This window comes from Chromobacterium indicum (assembly GCF_039708975.1).
Lineage (GTDB): Bacteria > Pseudomonadota > Gammaproteobacteria > Burkholderiales > Chromobacteriaceae > Chromobacterium > Chromobacterium piscinae.
The window spans coordinates 226,005-244,105 of record NZ_JAYFSJ010000008.1 but is presented as its reverse complement, the minus strand read 5'-3'; the positions used below and the strand labels follow the sequence as shown (position 1 = coordinate 244,105).

The 18,101-nt window shown below is 61.9% G+C and carries 17 protein-coding genes; all 17 read right to left on the bottom strand.

Annotated features, from left to right (window positions below; genetic code table 11):
* Nucleotides 1-25: 25 nt before the first annotated feature.
* Nucleotides 26-1,027 carry an IpaC/SipC family type III secretion system effector gene (locus VA599_RS13035; RefSeq protein WP_346788909.1) on the bottom strand — a complete coding sequence of 334 codons (1,002 nt, stop codon included), beginning with the start codon at nucleotides 1,025-1,027 and terminating at the stop codon, nucleotides 26-28.
* 20 nt (nucleotides 1,028-1,047) lie between these two features.
* Nucleotides 1,048-2,796, bottom strand: a complete 1,749-nt coding sequence (sctE, locus tag VA599_RS13030) for a type III secretion system translocon subunit SseC family protein (RefSeq protein ID WP_346788908.1) — start codon at nucleotides 2,794-2,796, stop codon at nucleotides 1,048-1,050.
* The gene (gene sicA, locus VA599_RS13025; RefSeq protein ID WP_021477908.1) at nucleotides 2,793-3,296 is read right to left on the bottom strand and encodes a type III secretion system translocator chaperone SicA; all 504 of its coding nucleotides are present in this window, start codon (nucleotides 3,294-3,296) and stop codon (nucleotides 2,793-2,795) included. Before sicA ends, sctE begins: the two co-directional genes overlap by 4 nt.
* Before the next feature lie 130 nt (nucleotides 3,297-3,426).
* Complete coding sequence (locus VA599_RS13020; RefSeq protein WP_021477907.1) at nucleotides 3,427-4,488, bottom strand: EscU/YscU/HrcU family type III secretion system export apparatus switch protein; 1,062 nt, start codon at nucleotides 4,486-4,488, stop codon at nucleotides 3,427-3,429.
* 1 nt (nucleotide 4,489) lies between these two features.
* Nucleotides 4,490-5,263 carry a type III secretion system export apparatus subunit SctT gene (gene sctT / locus VA599_RS13015; RefSeq protein ID WP_031296614.1) on the bottom strand — a complete coding sequence of 258 codons (774 nt, stop codon included), beginning with the start codon at nucleotides 5,261-5,263 and terminating at the stop codon, nucleotides 4,490-4,492.
* Between the two features lie 4 nt (nucleotides 5,264-5,267).
* A complete protein-coding gene (locus VA599_RS13010) occupies nucleotides 5,268-5,528 on the bottom strand; it encodes an EscS/YscS/HrcS family type III secretion system export apparatus protein (RefSeq protein WP_031296613.1) in 261 nt (86 codons plus the stop codon).
* A gap of 69 nt (nucleotides 5,529-5,597) precedes the next feature.
* A complete protein-coding gene (locus VA599_RS13005; RefSeq protein WP_021477904.1) occupies nucleotides 5,598-6,257 on the bottom strand; it encodes an EscR/YscR/HrcR family type III secretion system export apparatus protein in 660 nt (219 codons plus the stop codon).
* Nucleotides 6,247-7,143, bottom strand: a complete 897-nt coding sequence (locus VA599_RS13000) for a YscQ/HrcQ family type III secretion apparatus protein (protein ID WP_021477903.1) — start codon at nucleotides 7,141-7,143, stop codon at nucleotides 6,247-6,249. The genes VA599_RS13005 and VA599_RS13000 overlap by 11 nt, the downstream gene beginning before the upstream one ends.
* Nucleotides 7,143-8,678, bottom strand: a complete 1,536-nt coding sequence (locus VA599_RS12995; RefSeq protein ID WP_346788907.1) for a SpaN/EivJ family type III secretion system needle length determinant — start codon at nucleotides 8,676-8,678, stop codon at nucleotides 7,143-7,145. The genes VA599_RS13000 and VA599_RS12995 overlap by 1 nt, the downstream gene beginning before the upstream one ends.
* Nucleotides 8,666-9,121, bottom strand: a complete 456-nt coding sequence (locus VA599_RS12990) for a hypothetical protein (protein WP_346788906.1) — start codon at nucleotides 9,119-9,121, stop codon at nucleotides 8,666-8,668. Before VA599_RS12990 ends, VA599_RS12995 begins: the two co-directional genes overlap by 13 nt.
* Entirely contained in the window at nucleotides 9,105-10,397 is a 1,293-nt protein-coding gene (sctN, locus tag VA599_RS12985; RefSeq protein WP_346788905.1) for a type III secretion system ATPase SctN, read from the bottom strand. The genes VA599_RS12990 and sctN overlap by 17 nt, the downstream gene beginning before the upstream one ends.
* A complete protein-coding gene (locus VA599_RS12980; RefSeq protein ID WP_346788903.1) occupies nucleotides 10,397-10,801 on the bottom strand; it encodes an InvB/SpaK family type III secretion system chaperone in 405 nt (134 codons plus the stop codon). The genes sctN and VA599_RS12980 overlap by 1 nt, the downstream gene beginning before the upstream one ends.
* 17 nt (nucleotides 10,802-10,818) lie before the next feature.
* A complete protein-coding gene (locus tag VA599_RS12975; RefSeq protein WP_104946870.1) occupies nucleotides 10,819-12,894 on the bottom strand; it encodes an EscV/YscV/HrcV family type III secretion system export apparatus protein in 2,076 nt (691 codons plus the stop codon).
* Between the two features lie 106 nt (nucleotides 12,895-13,000).
* A complete protein-coding gene (locus VA599_RS12970; RefSeq protein ID WP_346788902.1) occupies nucleotides 13,001-14,155 on the bottom strand; it encodes a YopN/LcrE/InvE/MxiC type III secretion system gatekeeper in 1,155 nt (384 codons plus the stop codon).
* The gene (gene sctC, locus VA599_RS12965) at nucleotides 14,145-15,875 is read right to left on the bottom strand and encodes a type III secretion system outer membrane ring subunit SctC (protein ID WP_104946868.1); all 1,731 of its coding nucleotides are present in this window, start codon (nucleotides 15,873-15,875) and stop codon (nucleotides 14,145-14,147) included. Before sctC ends, VA599_RS12970 begins: the two co-directional genes overlap by 11 nt.
* Nucleotides 15,872-16,639: an AraC family transcriptional regulator InvF gene (gene invF, locus VA599_RS12960; RefSeq protein ID WP_346788900.1), complete on the bottom strand. Its 768-nt coding sequence runs from the start codon at nucleotides 16,637-16,639 to the stop codon at nucleotides 15,872-15,874. The genes sctC and invF overlap by 4 nt, the downstream gene beginning before the upstream one ends.
* A gap of 228 nt (nucleotides 16,640-16,867) precedes the next feature.
* The gene (locus VA599_RS12955) at nucleotides 16,868-18,004 is read right to left on the bottom strand and encodes a hypothetical protein (protein WP_346788899.1); all 1,137 of its coding nucleotides are present in this window, start codon (nucleotides 18,002-18,004) and stop codon (nucleotides 16,868-16,870) included.
* Nucleotides 18,005-18,101: the final 97 nt, after the last annotated feature.

The window sequence follows — 18,101 nt, the reverse complement described above, 5'->3', positions numbered from 1 at the left end:
GGCCGAACGGATTGAGCGAATAGACTCACGCCCGGATATTGCCAGCCACCGTTCCCATCGCCGCCATATTGGATTGGCTCACGCCATCCAGCACCTTCAGCACGTCCTGGATGATTCCATCGGTGCTGCGGCTGCGATCGCGCGCCTCGCCCGATGCGTTGGAAGCCACCTGGCTGGATGCCTGGGCAATCTGCTGGTTCGCCTGCTCGGTTGACGCCGCATAGCGGCCGGCAGAACCCGCCACGTTGCCGACGGCGGCGGATGTGTCCATCACCAGCTGGCCGCTGGTTTTCTTCTTGTCCGCGGCAAGCCTGGTGTCCTCTCCGGTCCGGTGCTCCTCCTGACGCTTGATCTCCAATTTGCCGTTGTGCTCCATCAGCTCTTGCCGATTGGAAGACTCCACCTTCGGCGACTCGAGCTTGATCTTGTTCGCGTTGATTTCGCTGTCAAGCTTTGCCACTCTGACGGAATTGGTCTTCAATACGCCGCGTTCAGCCGACAAGCCGCCATGCCTCATCCCGGCGCCGGTGGCGCTCATGCCGACCTGCAGCGTGCTCTGCGCCACGCTGCCGAGAAGCTCGTCCTGGCCGGCCCTCTCCGTCGCCGCCGCGCCGGCCTTGGCCGCGTCGAAGCTGACGACCGACATCTTGCCGTTGAGCTTGCTATCGGCCGTTCTCACCTTGACCAACGCATGCATCAGCTCGGTCTGGGTATCCGCAAACTTCGTCGACATATGGCTGATATCGAGACCGCTGCCATCCGGCTTTTTATCGTCATCCTTCACCGGCTGCTCTTCGCTTTTCAGCTGGATGAAGTTTTTCAGCTTGCGGGTGCTTTCCTCTGTCACCACCGTTTTGGGCTGGGTCAGGTGAGGCTTTCCTCCATCGTTCTTTTCCTTGTTGTCGATATCGCTAGGCAGCGGCATCGGCACCGTCTGCACGCCGCCACCACGGCCTACCGGCGCGCCGGTGGGAGCCACAACCTGGTTAAGGTTGGGATTGAAAACAGTGTTGTTGTGAACCGTCATATTCTTAAACTCCCTTTAGCTCAGGCGCGGGTGTGCCCTAGGACGAAACGCCCCGCATCCGTGGTTTGCTCGAACACGTTGGACATGTTCACAGTCAGATCCTGGGTAATCTTCAGATTGCTGCCGAAAGTCTCCACCGCCTGCTGCAGCCACTTTTCGAGCTGCTCCATGCTGGCCCGGGCAAGCGAAAAACCCGCCAGCGCTTCGGCGGCCTTCTTCTTGAACACCCCCTGCTCCACCCCGCCGATCCCCTGAATGGTGGAGTTGATGAACGACCCGGCCGTCACCACCCGATCCAGCGTATTGGCCACCAGTTTCTGAGACGCCTCGTCGCTGCCCAGGCCAAGGCTCTTGGTCAAGCGCTCCATGCCTTGGGAAAACAACTTGCCGGTGCCGCTGGCCAAATCCTTCAAGACCTGCGGCACGATGTCCTTGACCGCGTCGCCGATCAGCTTGCCCAACATGTCGCCCATCTTGCTGGCGGCGTTCTTTCCCACCGCCGCCACCGCCACCATGGCCACCACCATCACCACCGCCGCAATGACGGCGCCGACCACGGCTCCCACCATTTCCGCAGTGCCTTTATCTACGCCCAAACCTTCCAGCGCCTTGGTGATCGCCTTGCTCAACAACTCCATCAAGGGCTTGAGGATCTTGTCCATCAGCGGCTTCAAGGCTTCTTCGATGAACGACTTCCCGGTAACAGCCTTGCAGATTTCGTCCGCCACCATCAGCCCCACCCCCACGGCGGCCAACGCCAGACTGGCGCCGCCGGTGAAGGCGGCCGACACCACGCTGACCACCGTCAGGATCGCACCCAGGATCTTGCCGAGACAGCCCATGACGGTATTGAGGGTTTCCGCCTTCTTCACCTCTTTCTGGTACTCGTCGGCCTTCTTCTCCATTTCCTTCTGCCGGCTGTCCTGCATGGCTTCGAACAGGGATAATTCGTTTTTCAGGCTTCTTTCGCTGTTGTCGCCGAGGAGCTTGGAAAACCTGGCCATCACTTCGGTCAACTTGGCGAGATTGTTCAAATTGTCCTTGTCCGCCAGCCTGGCGGTCTCGCTGTCTATGCCGGCGTTGTGTATCTTGTCGACCACGCCATCGGTAACCGCGGCCTTCTGCGTCGCCACTTGCTGAGCCTGGGTGGCCGCGTCGACGGCATTGCTTGCCGCGGTCTTGGCTTGCGCCAGCGTGGTGTTCGCCGCATCCAGGGCGGCCTTGGCGTCGGCGTAGCCCGCGTCATTCGGCGACATCTTGTCCAGCTTGCTCTTCGCCTCATCCGCCTTGCTCTGCGCGGCGGCGACCGCGGCATTCGCCGTTTCGCTGTTCTGCGTCGCCGTTTTGAATGCCGCGGTGGCCGCTTCCGACTCGCCCAACGCTTTTTCGAACTCCTTCGACAACTCGGTGCTCATCGCCTTTTCCGACTCCCGCATCGCTCGCCAGGTAGCCAGGCGGGTCTCCAGCTCCTTCAGGCTGCTCTCGCCCAGCAGGACGATCAGTTTTCCCACCACGTAAGTGAACGCGCCGTCCTTGTTCAGTCCGGGCAATGAACTGTCCGTAGGCGGAGTCAACTCCGGCGAGCCCGTCTCGTTCTCGCGCGCCACCGTCACGCCACCCGTTTTGCCCGCATGAAAGGCCAACAGTTTCGCGTGAGCCTCATGCGCCACATTCAGAAACGCCCCCCCCTGGCGCACGCTGTCCGTTACCGCCTTGATGAGATCGGGGTTTGGCGGCCGGCGGCCGCCTATCGTGCCCACATCGCTCATGCCTGCTCCTTTTCCAGGCTGCGGGACTGCTCGTCCTCAGCCTCCTGCAAAGTATCCAGATACACTTGGGCCTTGACGCGCAGCGCCTCATCGTCGCTGCGCTCCAGCACCAGTTCGAAACACTGCTTCGCCTTGGCCGCCTTGCGCATGAACAGCTGGCACTGGCCGGTGAAGAACACGGGACGGTAATCGCTCTTGCCCAACGCGAAAGCCACCGCGTACAGATCGGCCGCCTTCTGAAACTGCTTCTTCAACTGGAATACCGCAGCCAGGCCGATGATGTAGTCAGGGTTGTAAAAGTCGTAGATGCACAGGAAGCGGAAGAATGTCTCGGCGTCGTCGAGCCTTCCCTTGTTGTAAAAATCGTAAGCATGGGCATACAGGCCATCCATCAGGTCCTGCGGAATGCCATGCACGTCTTGCAACGTGGCACCCTCGCTCACGGCTTGCCAGATCACCTCCGCCAGGCGATCGTCATCGGCGCTGTCTGTAAAACTCATTAATCTGCTCCCAAGTAACGGTCGCCAACTCGGCAAAGCTGGCTGGAGAAGATCGCCGGACAACCATTGCCGGCGGGCATCATCCCAGCCATTAAACCCGGGTCGGCTACGATAAACATTCAAGAATCGCTCATTGCGGCTCAACGGCGTCATCCCCCTCCGGCAAACCCGCGTTTTCCACCTGCTCCAGCCACGCCAGCAGCCGCAGCACTTCGTCCACCTCGTCCAGGCTGATGAAGGCATAGCGCCGATGGCTGGCGTAAATTCGCCGCGCCAGCGGCACGTCGCGAACCACAGGCACGCCCACCTTCCGGGCATGGGCGCGCACCGCCAAAGCCCGCTGGTTGGTTTCCATCACGGAAATGAACGGCGCCGGCGACAACTCCGGCTTGAAATAAATGCCGATGGCGATATGGGTGGGATTGGCGACGATCAAGCGCGAATTCGCCACATCCGACTTCACCTGCTCGGACAGGATTTCCATATGCACCTCGCGCCGGCGCGACTTCACCTCCGGATTGCCTTCTTGTTCCTTCATCTCGCGCTTGACCTCTTCTTTTTCCATTTTCATGTCCTTCATGAACAGGAAATACTCAGCCAGCGCATCCAGAATCAGGATCAGCGCGATGCAACCCAAACAGGTCAATACCAGCGACAGCAACAACTCGCGCCAGATAGCGGCCAGGCCCAGCGGACCGCCATGCAACTGGGCGAACAGCAGCGTCTTGTGCTTGTTCCAGACCACAAACACCGCTACGACGAAACTGGCCAGATACAGCAAGGCCTTCACCACTTCCTTCACCGTGCGCAGGCTGAACAGCTTCTTGAAGCCATTCACCGGATTGAGCGCGTCCAGATTCAGCTTCAACGCCTCGCTGGCCAGCACGAAGCCGCTCTGCAGCAGGGACGGCAGCGCCGATGCCAGCGCGCACAACAGGAAAATCGGCAAGAACAGCCTCAGCCCCAGCCATGCCAGCGCCTTGGCGTAACCCGGCATGTCCAGCCGGAAACCGCTGGCGATCGTCTGGCGGAACACGCCCATCAGTTCGGCAAGGGAGGAGAACGACACCAGATAGGCGACCCCGCACAGGGTCAGGCAGGCGACGACCAGATCGCGGCTCTTGAACGACTGCCCTTTTTTGGCCGAATCCCTCAGCCGCTTGTGCGTGGGCTTTTCGGTTTTCTCGGCCATCTCAGCGCGGCGCCGCCAACCAATTCGCCAGCGCCGCGGGTTTCAGCGCCAGTTGCCCCACCGTCCCCGGCAGCACCGGCGCGAAATACAGCAGCAGGATCAACAGCGCCACCGCGCTCTTGACCGTCATCGCCACAGAAAAGGCGTTCAATTGCTGCGCAAAGCGCGACAGCAGGCCCAATGCCGCTTCACACAGCAATAAAGCCGCCACCACCGGACTGGCCAGCACCAAGGCCTTGGCCATCACCCGGTTGATCAGGCTAAACAATGGCGTCAGCGGCGGAGCGCAGTCGCGCAGCGGGTCGCATAGCTGATAGCTCTGCCCGATCAGCTCCAACACCAGCTGGATGCCGCCGCCCTGCAGATAGACAGCCGCCGCGAACAGATTGAAAAAATTGGCCAGCTCGGAGGTATCCACGCCGTTGGCCGGGTCGACGCTGCTGCTGAAAGTCGCGCCGCGCTGGTTGTCTACGACGCTGCCCAGCGCATGGAAAACCCAGAACGGCCAGGCCAGCAGACAACCCAACAACAGGCCGATGGCAGCCTCCCGCCCCAGCAGCGCCAGAAACGGCAGCGAATCGGCGGCCATCGGCTCATCCACCCCATGCGGCCACACCCCCTGCGCAACCAGCATGGAGACCGCCGTGCGCGCCATCCCGCTCAACACATTGCTGTTGAAAAAAGGCAGGATGAAAAAAATAGGCGCGACCCTGGCAAACCCAAGCGCCGCGGTGGCCGCCCAGCCATGGATGTCGAAAAACAGAGAGGCCGGCATCGCCTCACCCATGGCTCAGCGCCAGACGCATCACCTCGCGGCCGAAGCCCAGCAAGGTTTCCCCATACCAGCCCGACAGCATGAACAGGCACAGGCTGACGCCAAACAGCTTGATGCCGAACGGCAGCGTCTGTTCCTGCAGCTGGGTCACGGTCTGGAACAGGCCCACCAACAGGCCGATGATGGTGGCGACGATGATGGGCCAGGCCGACATCATCAACACCAGGTACAGCGCCTTGTTGCTGGCGAATATCATTTCATTCATGGCGATGCGTCCCATAGGATGGGGCGGACGACCATGCCGCGCAGGAAAGCGCCTCCACGCCGGGCCGCATCAACTGGCGAGCTCCAGGTATTGCTGCACCAGGCCCTTGGACAACAGAGTCCAGCCATCCAGCGCCACGAACAACACCAGCTTGACCGGCACCGATATCGTCACCGGGCTCATCATCATCATCCCCAACGCCAGCAGCACGCTGGAGATCACCAGATCCACCACAACGAACGGCAGATACAAATAGAAGCCAATCTTGAACGCGCTCTTGATCTCGCTGAGCGCATAGGCCGGCAGCAAGGCGAAGATGGATGGCGGCTCGTCCGCAGCCGCGCCGCCTGCAGGCTCTCCCATCCGTTGCGCCTGCGCTTTCTCGAAAAAGCGCGCCAGTTCCGGATCGGAATACTTCTGCAGATAACCGCGATAGCCATCCAGGCCGTTTTCGACGAAGTTGCGCACCGATTCGATGCTGGAAAAGCTGACATGCTCGTCCTGGTAGTAATCGCAGGCCTGCCGCGCAATGGGCAGCATCACGAACATCGACAGCAGCAGCGCGACGCCGTTAAGCGTCATATTGGAAGGCACTTGTTGCAGGCCCAGCGCATTTCGCACCATCACGAACACAATGGAAAACTTGATGTAGCAAGTGCCTGAAGCAATCAGGAAGGGCAGCAGCGTGGCAAACGCCATCAGCGCTATCAGGGTAATATCATTCGACATCCGCGACCTCGCCCTGCCACTGCGTCATTTCCACGCCCAGATGGCCATCCAGCTGCACCAGTTCGCCGCGCCCCAGCAGCGCGCCGTTGGCGCGGACCTCCACGCGCTGTTCCGCGCCTGTCTGCACCGGCAGCAACCGCCCCTGGCACAGCTGCTGCAATTCGGCCAACGTCACCATGCTCTGTTGCAAGACAAACTCCAACCGCACCGGCAACTGGCGGACATCCGCCACTGCCGGTCCGTCCTCGGGACGATCCTCTTCCGTCTGCCACTCCATCACGATTCCCTCATCGCTCCGTTGATAACGCCCCAACACCCGCCCATGGCAACTCACCCGCGGCGCGGCCTGCTGGACCAGCAACATGTCGCCCAGGCCAACGCTCCGCAACAAAGACAAGCTGATGCGGCTTCTTCCCAATTCGAACCTAAGCGGCAGCGGCAGGCTCTCCAGCCGTGCCGAATCCAAGACCGGATGCGTCGGCGCCGGCACCTTGGACAACCACACCGGCCCCAGCTCGGTCGACACTTTCAGCAGAGCCTGCGCAGGCAGCTCGCTTCCGTCCACCAGCCGGCCCAGACTCAGCCCTTGATAGGCCAGCTCCGGCATAGGCCAGCGCAGCGGCTGTTCGCTGGCGGCGATCAACCGGACCGCCTGTTCTTCCACCCCGGATGCGCTGGCCAGCGCCGCCAGCTCCGGCGCCATCTTCTCCAGCCAGGTCCGCGGCTGCAGCCATCCCTGCCAGCGTCGCGCCTCATCGCTCAGCGCCACCCATCTGCCGCTGCGGGACGGATAAGCGATTTCGGCTTCCCAGCCTTGCCGTTTCCAAGCGTCTTCCGTCTGGCGCAGGGCCTGGAATTGCCGGTCCACATGCCGCAGTTTCAACATCAGGCGTCCTCCTCGTGCTCATCCTGGGCCGGCCTTGGCGATTGTCTTTCTCCGTTGTCGCGATCAAGGCTCCAGTGCTGCGGGTTGCCCGACAGCCACTGTTCGCTCAGGCGTTGCTGCACCAGGCTGTCGGACGGCTGCAGCAACAACTTGCCATTCCGGCTCTGAATCCTCACCGCGTGCTCCCCTCCCCAGCGCAGAAAGCGGTAGCCGATGCCGGACGATTGTTCAGGCTCGGCCTTCGGCGGCGATTGCGGCGCTCCCTCCGCCCGGCTTCGAGGCCGCGGAGCCCAGCTCCCATCGCTTGCGGCCATGGCCTGCGGCGGCAAGAGCGCATCCTGCCGTCCGGCAACAACCGCGGCGGCGGCATCCTCATGATGTTTGCGGCCAGCGCGCGTCGAAATCGGGCTCGCCACCATGTCGCCGCGCGCCATGCCCGGCAGCGCGAGTCCGGCCGCGCCGGCGGCAGGCTTGGTCCGCCCCGGGGCGTCCGGTGCCCGCTCCGACTCTCCGCCCCGAGCGCCGGCGTTGACAATGCCCGCGCTCCCCGGCTCCGGCGCGCCCTGTCCGATGACGGAGCCGGCATTTCCGGCTCCGCTCGGCGGCGTCTCGGCCATCCCCCGCGCGGCCACATCCATCCCGATGGCAGAGGCCGCGATTGGCGGCGGGCTTGTTGCGGCCGCCTTCTCGCCGGCCGGCGGGAAAGGCGCGGCAGCTGCCGACAATGCTTCCTCGCGACGGGCCCCAGGCAACGCCGGCGGCGAACCCAGCACAGCGGCGCCGCCGACGCTCGCGCGCCGCCCATCCACCGGCCTCTCTTGCCCGTCCGCCCAACCAGCCGCGCTCGACGGCGACGACATTGACGCCTTGCGCGGAGTCGCGGCCATGACTGGCGGCGCGCTCGCTTCGGCCTTCCTCCCGCCAGCCGGCGACGCAGCCGTGACCGCTATCGGCAAAGATGCTCGGGATGGCTCTTCGCATGCCCTCGCCCCCAAACCAGCCGTCGCGCGCTCAGAGGAGCGGATTCCGGACGGCGCTGCATTGCAGGATGGCTCGCCATGTTTCTGTCGATGGCCTTGCGACAGTTGCAGCAGCGAGGGCGGCGACCAGGCAGGGAGCGGCGGCTCGCTGGCGGCTGCATCGGCATGCGAGCCCGACGCCAGCCGCTTACCCTTTGCCAGCCTGCCGGCAAGCCAGTCGCTGCGGTTCCTTGCCGCCTCATCGTCCAGCGGGGGAAATACGTTCTGAACGACCGGCGATGGCCCTGCCGTTTCCGGCAAACCCTCAGCCCCCATTTGATTGGCGTCCGGGTTTGACCCGCCTTCCGGCGAGACAGCGGCCTTTGATTCCGCCATCGCATTCATGCCGCGTCCCGCGCCGCATGGCGGCGGTAAAATCGACAGAGGCTGATCGCCCCTCAGCGGCTTGCGCGCGTCGGGACTGGAAAGCAGCCTGGCGAAACTGCTTGCCGCCCCCTCGGCCTCTTCGGGCTTGAGCGCGGCCGGCCACCTGCCTGCCGCCGTCACGGTTTCCATTTCGTTCGCTCCTCCAGTTCGACTTCTTCTTGCAGCAGCCGCGACAATCGCCGCTGCTTGCGGACCCGTTGCGCCCATCGCTGATATTTGTCTTCCTTGCGCAGCCATTGCCGGCTCAGCCCGCTCTGTTTCTCTCTTTCCAACTGCAGCTGCTGGCGCCGCTCCTGCAGTTGCTCGCCTTGCAATGCCAGGCTCTGCAGTTGCTGTCGCAACACCGCCTGCCGGCGCTGCAAGGAAAACAACTGGCCGCGATCGACGACCGTGCCGGCCAGTTGCTGAGCCTGCAATAGCAGGCGCACGCCCTGCCCCTGTGCCTCAAGCGCCTGCTGCTCCCGCAACAGGCCATCGTCTTGGCGCGACAACTGCGCCAGCGCCTGCTGGCACCGGGATTGCGCGAACTGGCAGCGCCGCAGCAGCGCGCCGATCTTAGGCAATAAGCTCATGCATGCCGCGCAGCGTGGCGTCGAACGACGAGTTCTGCGCCAAGGGCTGCCGCAGCCATTGCCGCAAAGCTTCGCGCGCGCGCATGGCTCGGTCGTTGTCGGCGTTCTCTCCTTGTCGGTACTCGCCCAGATCGATGAAAACCTGCAGCTCCTCCAAGCGCGCCATCAGGCCCCGCACTCCTGATGCCACCTGCAGATGCGCGTCGGCGCAGACCTGGCCCGCCACCCGGCTGGCGCTCTTCAGCACGTCGATAGCGGGGTAATGTCCCTGGCCGGCCAGCTTGCGGCTCAGATAGATGTGGCCGTCCAGAATGGAGCGGATCTCGTCCGCCATCGGGTCTGGCTCGTCGTCGCCTTCCAGCAAAACGGTGTAAAAAGCCGTGATGCTGCCCTCTCGGGTCGCGCCGGGCCGCTCCAGCAGGCGCGGCAGGCTGTCGAACACCGATGCCGGATAGCCGCGCCGGGCCGGCGGCTCCCCCGCGGCCAGCGCCACATCGCGCAAGGCGCGGGCGTAACGCGTCATCGAGTCGACGAACAACACCACCCGCTTGCCCTGATCGCGGAAGTATTCAGCCACCGTGGTCGCCAGCAAGGCGGCGTTGCAACGGTCCACCGACGCGTAGTCGGATGTGGCGTACACCAGCACGCAGCGGTCGCGTTTGGGCGACTGCCGCAAAGACTCGGCGAATTCAGTCACCTCGCGGCCGCGTTCGCCAATCAGGCCGATCACGAACACATCGGCCTCGGCTTGATCGATCAGCATATGCATCAGCATGGTTTTGCCGCAGCCGGCGGAGGCGAAAATGCCCACCCGCTGGCCGATGCCGCAAGTCAGCAAGCCATCGATCGCACGCACGCCGGTGACCAGCGGCTGGCGCACCCCCACGCGCCGCGAATACGGCGGCGGGTCGGCGTCGATGCCGCGCTCGTCGCCGCCATGGCTGGCGGGCTCGCTGGCGAATCTCTCCACCACTTGGCCGGTGGGATCCAGCATCGCGCCCAGCACCGCATCGCCGATCCAGGCCGACAACGCCCGTCCAGTCGGCTGCAGCACCGCCTCGCGCGACAAGCCGCGCGCGTTGCCGATCAGGCTCAGGATCGCTCGCTCCTGCTGAAAACCCACCACCTGCGCGCGAGCCACCACCTCGCGGTCCTGCCAGCTGCGGCGGATTTCGCACAACTCGCCTATCGCCACATCCGGCAACGCCGCCTCCAGGATCGGACCGGACAGCCGCTGCGGATAAGCCAGGCGGCGCAGCAAACGCGGGGGCTTCATCACAGCAGCAGCTCCCGAAAATGATTCAGCGCGTCGAAAAACCCGTTCAACGCCGCCGCGAAATGGGGGCCATCCTCCAGGCAATCCGGATGCAACAGTACCCTGAGCTCCAACTCGCCCTCGCTCTGAGCCAGCTGCAGCTGGCCGCTGCGGGCAAAGCCGCAGCCCGCCATCAGCGACTTGAGCAAACTGCCGCCGAGGCGGTCCAGCGCCGCATCGTTCAGGCTCCCCAGGCGCGACCACAGCCATACCTCGCCCTCTTGCTCGGTGATGTGCATGCTGGGCAGATCGCACAGCTCGAGCGCGATAGTGCAGCCGCCGTCCAGCGCCGCCAGCCTCTCCGGCTCGTAGCCGCTGCCTTGCAAGGCAGCGTTCAAAAGTTGCGCGATATCGATTGACTGCATAGCGCTCTCCTCCCCCGTCAGATAGTCTTGATCACATTCACCGACACGCTGTCGGTGATTTCCCCGAACGAAATCACCTCCAGATCATGGAAGCGGGTTTCCACCAGTTTCTTGATGAAGCGGCGCACATCCACCGACGCCAGCAACACCATGTCCTTGTGGGCGATGCTCAGGCTGTCCAGCCCCACCGCAAACAAGTCCATCAGTTCTTCGGAGGCGGACGGCTCCAGGTTGAGGAAGGCGCCGGCCGAAGTCTGGCGCACGCCTTTGCGCACCACGTCCTCCACCTCCGCCGACACCATCACCGCGCGCAATTCGTTGCCATTGGCGAATTTGTGGCAGATGTAGCGCGCCAGCGCCCCGCGCACGTGCTCCACCAGATTGATCACGTCCTTCTCGCGCGGCGCCCATAACGCCAGCGCCTCCATGATCAACTTCATATTGCGCACCGATATCCGCTCGGTCAGCAGCCGCTGCAGCACTTCGGCGATGCGCTGCACGGTGGCGTGGCGCAGCACTTCCTTGAGCAGGTCCGGATATTTGCCTTCCAGCTGATCCAGCATGTGCTTGGCTTCCTGTATGCCGAAGTATTCGTTGACATGGCGCGCCAGCAGCGTGGACAGACAGTGGTAGAGCTCGTCCAGCGCCGGCCGCAGCTGATAGCCCAGCTTGGCCAGCTTTTCTCCCTCGGCCGGCTTGACCCACGCGCACTGCCCGGCGCCTTGCGCGGCCCATACCGGCTGGATGCCCAGCGCCTCCACTTCGTCCGAGTAGTTGACCACCCGCACCAGATCGAAATGCAACGCGAACTCTTCCGCGCGGATCTCGTTGATCAACACCGCCGCGCGGTTGTCCTGCATCGAGCTGGAGTCGCTCAGCATCATCTGCGGCAGGCGGACGCCGTAATCGATGAAGAACTGGCTGCGCAGGCGCTCAGCCAGTTGCATGCGCTCCAATTCGGCGCGGCGCGCCTTGGGCACCAGCAGGATCAGCGGCACCGTCTCGGTCGCCACCCGGTCCAGATTGCCGATCAAGCCCAAGGAGCTGTCCGGCCCCGGCTTGCCTGGCTCGGTAGCCGCGCCGCCCGAAACCGCGCGCGCGCCGGCCGGTTCGCCGGGCGCGCCGGCGGCCAGGGCCGCCCGCCGCTTGAAATAGAACAAGCCGCCCAGTCCGCCGGCCAGGATCAGGAATACCAGCAGAGGAAAACCCGGCAGCATGCCCACCGCCAACGCCAGGCCCGCAGTGACCACCAGCACGAAGCGGTTGCCCAGCAACTGGCTCATGATGTTGCGGCCCATGTTCTCGCTGTCGCCATTGACCCGGGTGACGATGAAACCCGCGCTGATGGCGATCAGCAATGCCGGGATCTGCGCGACCAGGCCGTCGCCGATGGTCAGCATGGTGTAGGTGGACAGCGCGGTGGACAGGCTCATCCCATGCTGCGTCACCCCGACGGCGATGCCGCCGACGAAGTTGACGAAGATGATGATGATGCCGGCGATGGCGTCGCCCTTGATGAACTTCATCGCGCCGTCGAAAGAGCCGTACAGCTGGCTTTCCCGCTCCAGCACGCTGCGCCGCTCGCGCGCGCCGTCGGCGTCTATGATGCCGGCCCTCAAGTCGGCGTCGATGCTCATCTGCTTGCCGGGCATGCCGTCCAGCGAGAAGCGCGCCGCCACCTCCGCCACCCGCTCCGAACCCTTGGTGATCACGATGAACTGCACCACCGTGACGATGGAGAACACCACGAAACCCACCGCCAGGCTGTCGCCGATGACGAACTGGCCGAAAGTGGCGATGATCTCGCCGGCATCGGCCTCGATCAGGATCAGGCGGCTGGTGCTGATCGACAGCGCCAGCCGGAACAGCGTGGTGATCAGCAGCACCGACGGAAAGGTGGAGAAGCTCAGGATGCGGTCGATGTAAAACGACCCCATGAACACCAGCATCGCCAGCACGATGTTGAGGCCGATCAGAAAGTCCACCAGGTAGGTGGGCAGCGGGATGATCAGCATCGCGATGATCATCACCATCAACAACAGGATCAGCAATTCAGGCCGCGAGCGCGCGCCGTTCAACAAAGAAGTCAACACCGTCGTTCATCCAGAAAATCAGACGCTAAAAACGTCTTTGATAGGGGAAAACAGCAAGCGAAATCCTGCGCGGCAGGGCTTGGCTGGCGGCTCTCTCCCAAACGGCTCACCGCGCTCTGCGCCGCTCAACCAACTCATGTCGATAAGCGATTCCGGCCAGATGGCGAAACTCGTCCAGCAAAGCGTCCAGCCATCCCTCATCGGGAAACAGCCTGGCGGGCAAGGACTTGCAGGCCTGGTACAAGGCATGCAGCAAGGTAGAGCGGTCGGCATGGCGGCTGAGCAGGGCGGTATCGCCCACGGTTTCCGCCAGCAGTTCGTCCAGCTCTTGCGGCTGCTGCAGCAGCGACAGCAGCAGAAACAGCCAGTCGGCCTCATTGGGGTTGAAGCCGTGGACCGCCGGATTGGCCAGCAGGCGCCCGATGAACAGGCAGTCAGCGGAGCGCAGCAATTTCAGCTGGGTCAGCCTGCCGAGCAGATCGCCGAACTCCAGCCTCGAGCAACTGGCATCCAGCGAATCGATATCCGCCAGCAAGGCCCCCTCGATGAAGTCCAGCACCTGCGCCCGGCGCTGGTAGCCGTAACTGGCTACCCAGTCCTGATAGATCTCCGCCTCGCCCGCCTCGCTTTGCAGAAACTGCCGGTAGCTGGCGCGCAGCAGGCCGGGGCTCAAATCCAGCGCCTTGCCGAACAAGCGCGCCTTGAGCGCGCAGTTGATGCCGGCTTTCAGCGGCTGCGGCTCCGCCTCGTCTTCCACTTGGTCCAACAGCGCTTGCAGCCGCTTGCGCGTCACCTCGTCCAGCTGCCGGCGCCGCAGCAGCTGGCGCAGCACCAGCACCAGATCGCTGTCGTCGGGAAACTGCGAGCGCGCCCGGCGCAGCAATTCCTCGGCGGCGTAGCCGGGCGACTTGGCCACCTGCAGGATTTCCTGAGCCTTGGGCAGGGCATCCTCGTCAAGCACCCGCTCGAAACTATCCGCCAGATTGCCCCGCTTCTTGTCGTAATCGCGGCGGCTGCGGAACTGGGTCAGCACCGCCGCCATTTCGTCGGCGGATTGGGCGGCGCGCTGCAGCAGCGCCGCCGGATTGGTCTCTTCCGCCAGCTCCGCTTCGTTCATCTGCGCATCGGCCTGCTGCGATTCGCTTTTCTGCTGGGCATCGTGCCGGATATCGCGCTTGGCATCGCGTTTGGCGTCCAGCTGAGCCTGCTGCTTGGGCGTGCGCAAACCCAAGGCATGCTGCTGGCGAGCGTTAATCTCCATGGCCCGCGCCCTCCCGCCGCTCCAGGTAGCGGCGCAACTTCTGCTGCAGCGGATCCATATCCAAACCGCCCTGCCGGCTCAAACCGCCAGCCAAGTCGCTGGCATCCGGCGTCAGCGGCGAGTCGATCTCGCGCGGCTGGATCAGAAACACCCGCACGCTGTTCGACAAATCCTTGCGTTGATAGCGAAACAGGCTCCCCACCAGCGGCAATTGGCCCAAGCCCGGCACGGCCGCCCGGTTGTCGCTGCTGGCGTCGCGGGTGAAGCCGCCTATCAGCAGGCTTTTGCCCTGCGGCACCCGTGCCACCGTGCTGATGCGCGTGCGCCCCACTTCCGGCGTGGCGGCGTCCTTATTGTCTTTGGAGTAATCGGGCGCGCGCGCCTCGCTGCCGTCCTCGATGTTCAGCGACATCTCGATCTGGCCATCGGCGCTGAAGCGCGGCAGCACGCTGACCAGCGTGCCATAGGTCACATGCTGCAAGTCGACGCTGCGCTCGCCTTCCAGCTTGGTGTAGAAAGTGCGGTTGTTATCGAACACGGCCGGCACATTTTCCTGTGTCAGCAATACCGGCCGCGACACGACATTGGCCTTGTTCTGCTGCGACAAGGCCATCACCGACGCGATGAAGCGGCTGCCGTCCAGCGTGCTCAGCGAGCCGGAACCGTTGAACGACACCCCCAGCCCGCCTCCGACGGCAAGCTGCCCGCTCCACTCCACGCCCAGCCGGTTCAAATCCTCTTTCTGCAGATCAATGATCCACAGCGACAGCTCGACATGCCGCTTAGCCACATCCAGCGCCGACACCAGATTCTCGATGAAGCGCACCTGCTCGGCCGACCCCTTCACCAGCAGGCTGTTGGTGTCCGGATAGGCGATCACGCGGATATCCCCCGCTGGACCATCTTGCGGCGGCGGCTCCGGCAGCGCCGCCTTGGACGGCAACGGCAGCCCCGGCAATGGCGGCAGGCCTACTTGGCTGGCCGCGTCTTCCGCTCGCGCAGGCAGCCCCGGCGAGGGAGGCAAGGATGGCGCCGGCGGCGGCAGCATCCGCACCGACTTTCCCTCGCCCGTCAGCAATTTCTCTATCACCGTGGCCATGCCGGGGATCACCAGCTTCTGGTCGCGCAACTCGTAACTGCGGTCGCCGACGAAAGTGTTGTTGAGCTTGATCACGCCTATCTTCAAACGGCCCAGGTCCATGCCTTCGCTCTGCTTATCCATGAACCCGGCCGCATTGATCACCAGATCCACATACATCGGCGGGCCGGACACGTAGAAAGCCCCGCTGCGGCTGTCGCCGCGCAGCGGATAGCGTTTGTCGTAGAGGCCGGATTTGCGCAGAAAGCCGTTGAAAGCCGACAAGGACACATTGCGCAGCGCCACCACCGCGTTGCGGGTTTCGCTGGCGTCGTAGACATAGATGGATTGGCCGTCGTGATACCAGACCAGCCCCAGTTGCTGCGTCATCCGCTCCAGCAGCGCCTGCGGATTGCTGAGGTCGAACTCGCCGCTGACCTGCTTGCGCGCCGCCTGCTTGCTCAGAATCACCGGCTTTTTCAACTTGGAGGAGATCGCGTCGAAAAACGAACGCAGGCTGTCCTTTCTGGCCACATAGCCAGCGCCATCGGCAGCCTCCCCCGGCTCCGGCGCGGCCGCCGCCCCGGCGGCCAGGCACAGCGCGCATCCCAGCCATAACGCGTACGACAAACACTTGCTCATTTCACGCTTAGCGGGATGATATTGGACAGACTGCGTGGAGAAACGCCGATCAATCCTTTGATTTCATTTGAAAAGTGCGATTGCGAAGAATAGCCGTGCTTCAAAGCCAGCTGAGTCAGGCTTTCTCTGCCCTCAACCACGTCCAGCAGAGAGCGCGCCATCCGCCAGTCGCGCAGCGCAGTCTTGGCCGCATTGCCCAGCGCGTGGCGGCACAAGCGCCGAAAATGGGAACGCGATACGCCGTAACGCTCGCCCAGCTCCTGCAATTTGTCGCCGCCTGCCGACTGCGCCAACAGAAAACGCACCAGCCAATAGCTTTCATTGCGGCGCAACAGGGTCAGCAAGGACGAAAACGGCTCCGCAGGCTCCAGCAACTGGTTCAGAAACCAGTACTCGCAACGGCGCCGGTCAGCCCACAAAGACAGATCATCCTGCGGCAAGCGCGCGCAATGCCGCTCGGCAGAACACGGCGCCAGGCCATTGGCCTCATCGACGAAGGCCAGCAATTTGGCCAGCGCCTCCAGCCGGATCGGGTGAAAACAAAGACTGCCGGACGCCACCGTCAGCTTCAGCCGATCCAGCAGCAACAACCCCTGCCAGCCTGAGGGCAGAGTCCAAACCTCCCGGTCGGCTTCCCAGCTCAATTCAAGCCGGGCCCCGCCCTTGGCCAGCGGCAGCAATAACCAAGCCTCCTGGCCGGCGATCTCGCGCCGGCCGGAGGCCTCCAGGCTTTGCAGGGGGTTCAATACATTGTTCTCTGTCATCGCATGAAATCCAGGCCCGGCGGTTGCCGGGATGACGACAGTGTGTATCAGCGAAAGGAAGGAATCCTGATGGGAATATGATGGTGAGACCAATGCTTACCAACAGCAAATCAGCTACATCGACCTTTACCCCAAGCAAGAGCAGAGTGAAAATAATTATGGCGCATTACATCCCATGTAGATAGCACATTAATTACACACTAAGCGAACATTCCCTACCAAAAAGACTTAATCACTATCACTACCCACCCCGGTAAGATCCATAGTAAAGAAATCATCACCAGAGCTGTCTCTTCGCGGAATTTCAAAATGCGCTTTAAAATCCCTCACACTACTCAAGTTATCAATCTCCTCCAAGCCAGATCTTACCATCCCAGCGCGCTCTAATATTTCAACGAATTGATCTGCAGTAAATGATTCAGTCTTCATTCTATCATACAACCCATTCAACTCATTAACACTATGCCCAATCTCATCAATCACAGCCTGCTTATAAGAAGAAATATCCACCCCCTCTTCTTTTGGCTCATAAAGATGAAATGGAAATCCATGCTCATGTCCACTTCTTGTCTTTTCAGCAAAATCAGGAACAGACAAAGAAGATTTAGAAAATCTATCACCTTGTTTTTGGTTAAAAACACCACCCGATTCTTCGTTGTGAAACAGATAAGTTCCACCAGAATGGCTGCGTACAAGCGCAGGACTCTTTTCTTCTTTCTGTCCCTTCACATCTGCCGCAAACTCAACCGTGGAAGCCTTAGCCTGCCCCTCTCTCGGATGCGTATGCACAATATTGACAATGTTCATTTCTTTAAAGCCAGCAGTGCTCTTTCCTGGCGTCTTAACAAATGCGGCTAAGCCATCAGATCCATCACTCGCCAGACCTCCCACGATTAAAAGCTGCCGCTCATGAGCATCACCGACCACATTCAAGCCAATCTCACTGCTAGAATTTCTGTCCTTCCCAATAGTCTCGAGCTCCTCCAAAGAAATACTAAAACCAATCGGCAAGAAAACATGAGGAAAAAGGGAGATTGTGCGCGCCGCATCACCATCAGTAGCATCACCTCCTACATATTGTTCCCTGATGATTTTACCTTCACCAGCCATGTCATCAGCAATCCGCAATTTTTCAAGAATTGTATTTGCATTACTAGGCACTATCTCCTCATACCGAGCATAAAGCCCCTCAATCTTTGTAGTATCAACGTTATTTTTCTTCAGTATGTCGATCAGACCATCATAAGTTTTAGAGGCCTCTCCCGTGTTGAATTTTTTAGCACGCTCCTCCACCGCGCCACCATCCAAGGTCATACTACCAAATTTCGCATTGACAGATACACCACTCGGTGAACTAGAGATCATATCGCTTCCATTGTTCAAACAAATATAACCAATTAAATTTGATGGCAATGAATTACGCCACCACCTTATATCCTCGCAACACACTTCGACATATAAA

Bases quoted from the DNA above. Each gene is read 5' to 3' on its own strand.
- VA599_RS13035 (WP_346788909.1), bottom strand. From the start codon at position 1,027: ATGACGGTTCACAACAACACTGTTTTCAATCCCAACCTTAACCAGGTT.
- sctE (WP_346788908.1), bottom strand. From the start codon at position 2,796: ATGAGCGATGTGGGCACGATAGGCGGCCGCCGGCCGCCAAACCCCGAT.
- sicA (WP_021477908.1), bottom strand. From the start codon at position 3,296: ATGAGTTTTACAGACAGCGCCGATGACGATCGCCTGGCGGAGGTGATC.
- VA599_RS13020 (WP_021477907.1), bottom strand. From the start codon at position 4,488: ATGGCCGAGAAAACCGAAAAGCCCACGCACAAGCGGCTGAGGGATTCG.
- sctT (WP_031296614.1), bottom strand. From the start codon at position 5,263: ATGCCGGCCTCTCTGTTTTTCGACATCCATGGCTGGGCGGCCACCGCG.
- VA599_RS13010 (WP_031296613.1), bottom strand. From the start codon at position 5,528: ATGAATGAAATGATATTCGCCAGCAACAAGGCGCTGTACCTGGTGTTG.
- VA599_RS13005 (WP_021477904.1), bottom strand. From the start codon at position 6,257: ATGTCGAATGATATTACCCTGATAGCGCTGATGGCGTTTGCCACGCTG.
- VA599_RS13000 (WP_021477903.1), bottom strand. From the start codon at position 7,143: ATGTTGAAACTGCGGCATGTGGACCGGCAATTCCAGGCCCTGCGCCAG.
- VA599_RS12995 (WP_346788907.1), bottom strand. From the start codon at position 8,678: ATGGAAACCGTGACGGCGGCAGGCAGGTGGCCGGCCGCGCTCAAGCCC.
- VA599_RS12990 (WP_346788906.1), bottom strand. From the start codon at position 9,121: ATGAGCTTATTGCCTAAGATCGGCGCGCTGCTGCGGCGCTGCCAGTTC.
- sctN (WP_346788905.1), bottom strand. From the start codon at position 10,397: ATGAAGCCCCCGCGTTTGCTGCGCCGCCTGGCTTATCCGCAGCGGCTG.
- VA599_RS12980 (WP_346788903.1), bottom strand. From the start codon at position 10,801: ATGCAGTCAATCGATATCGCGCAACTTTTGAACGCTGCCTTGCAAGGC.
- VA599_RS12970 (WP_346788902.1), bottom strand. From the start codon at position 14,155: ATGGAGATTAACGCTCGCCAGCAGCATGCCTTGGGTTTGCGCACGCCC.
- sctC (WP_104946868.1), bottom strand. From the start codon at position 15,875: ATGAGCAAGTGTTTGTCGTACGCGTTATGGCTGGGATGCGCGCTGTGC.
- invF (WP_346788900.1), bottom strand. From the start codon at position 16,639: ATGACAGAGAACAATGTATTGAACCCCCTGCAAAGCCTGGAGGCCTCC.
- VA599_RS12955 (WP_346788899.1), bottom strand. From the start codon at position 18,004: ATGATCTCTAGTTCACCGAGTGGTGTATCTGTCAATGCGAAATTTGGT.